This window comes from Variovorax sp. 20P10.2.4, from assembly GCF_058244205.1.
This window is the reverse complement of sequence record NZ_JBZAYE010001046.1, coordinates 1-1625: the sequence shown is the minus strand read 5'-3', so window position 1 is coordinate 1625 and position 1625 is coordinate 1. Positions and strand designations below refer to the sequence as shown.

Genomic DNA, 1625 nt, shown 5'->3' with positions numbered 1-1625 from the left:
CACCGCCACGTAGAGCGCGAACAGCCACTGCGCGAGGTCGTTGGCCTGCGTCGGTCCGAAGCCGGCCCCGGCGAAACCGCGCAACGGCCACTGCAGGAACAGCAGCAGCGCGATCGCGAGCGCCAGTGGCATCGCCAGCCGGTCGAAGCGGTCGAGCAGGCGGGTGGCGAGGCAGGCGTCGGGCGGCGTCATGGCGAGCGACGCTAGTTCCCGAACCTGACCAGCACCTGCGGCGTGGCGGGGCAATGCTTGCGCCGCCCCACGGCCCGCGCCATCATCCGCCCCATGCAAACCGTCGCTTCCATCCTCTGGCGCAGGCTCGACGTCCCGGGCCACGATGCCTGCCGTCTCGAACGCAATGCCAGCGCCTGGCAGCTCGACGGCGCCTCGGCCTTCCGCGCCGAGGATGGCCGGGTGGCGCAGCTGCACTACCGCGTGCGCTGCGACCTGCACTGGCATGCGCAGTGGGGCACGGTGCGCGGCTGGCTCGGCGACAGCACGGTCGACCTCTCGATCACGCGCGACGCGCAGGGCCGCTGGAAGCTCAACGACGAACCGGTGCCCGATCTCTCGCACTGCGTCGACCTCGACCTGGGCTTCACGCCCGCGACCAACCTGTTGCAGCTGCGTCGCCTCAATCTCTCGAAGGGCGAGGGCGCCGATGCGCCCGCGGCCTGGATCGACCTCGATGGCGGCAGCCTCGGCGAGCTGATGCAGCGCTACGAGCGCAGCGGCGACAACGCCTACCGCTACGTGGCGAAGCGCTTCGATTACGAGGCGGTGCTGGGCGTCACGGCCGATGGCTTCGTGCACGACTATCCGGGGCTCTGGGTCGCCGAAACCTGAGCACTGTCCCGGCCGCGCGATGCGGCCTCAATCGAACTGCGACCGATCCCCCGCCACCAGCGCCCGGTTGCGCCGCCGATCGAGCGCGATCTCGCGCGCGAAATCCTCGCTGCTGCCGCCGGCCGGCAGGTTGTAGGCCTCGCGCAGCCGAAGCCGCAGCGTCTCGCCGCGCAGCAGGCGCTGGATCTCGGCGTTGAGCCGTTGCACCACGGGCTGCGGCGTGCGCGCCGGCGCGAACAGGCCGAACAGCGAATCGCGGTTGGCGCGTTCGTAGCCGAGCTCGGCGAGCGTGGGCACCTCGGGCAGGGCCTCGATGCGGCGCGGCGCGCCGACCGCGAGGGCCTGGAAGCGGCCGCTCTCGATGTACTGCAGCTGCTGCGCCGCGACGTTGGTCGACAGCACCTCGAACTGGCCGCTCAGCGCGTCGTTGAGCTGCGGGCCGCCGCCCTGGTAGGGGATATGGGTGATGTCGGTGCGGCTCTGCACGCGCACCTGCGCGAGCACCAGGTGGCCGATGGTGGCCACGCCCGAGCTGGCCCAGCGCACCGCGCCGGGCTGGGCACGCGCCTGCGCGATCAGGTCGCCGAAGCCGCGGCCGCTGAAGGCCTGGGTGCCGACCACCAGCACCGGCGTGCGCATCAGGCTGGCCACCGGCACGAAGGCGCGCAGCGGGTCGTAGGCCACGCGCGCGAGCAGCGGATGCAAGGTGAGCGGGCTGATGGCCGAGAAGGCCAGCGTGTGGCCGTCGGGCACGGCGCGCGCGAGCGCATCCATGCCCA

The 1625-nt window shown here is 72.2% G+C and carries 2 protein-coding genes and 1 pseudogene; 1 reads left to right on the top strand and 2 read right to left on the bottom strand.

What is annotated here, in order from left to right; all coding sequences use genetic code 11:
* A pseudogene (locus AC27VN_RS40900) lies at nt 1-192 on the bottom strand (C4-dicarboxylate ABC transporter substrate-binding protein); the annotation flags it as partial.
* A gap of 93 nt (nt 193-285) precedes the next feature.
* Here AC27VN_RS40900 and AC27VN_RS40895 point away from each other — a divergent pair.
* Nucleotides 286-846 (top strand): putative glycolipid-binding domain-containing protein, encoded by a 561-nt coding sequence (locus tag AC27VN_RS40895; RefSeq protein WP_296794926.1) that lies wholly within the window; start codon nt 286-288, stop codon nt 844-846.
* A gap of 27 nt (nt 847-873) precedes the next feature.
* On the opposite strand, the gene AC27VN_RS40890 is transcribed toward AC27VN_RS40895, so the two are convergent.
* A partial coding sequence (locus tag AC27VN_RS40890; RefSeq protein WP_490880424.1) for a tripartite tricarboxylate transporter substrate binding protein occupies nt 874-1625 on the bottom strand: 752 nt, incomplete at its 5' end.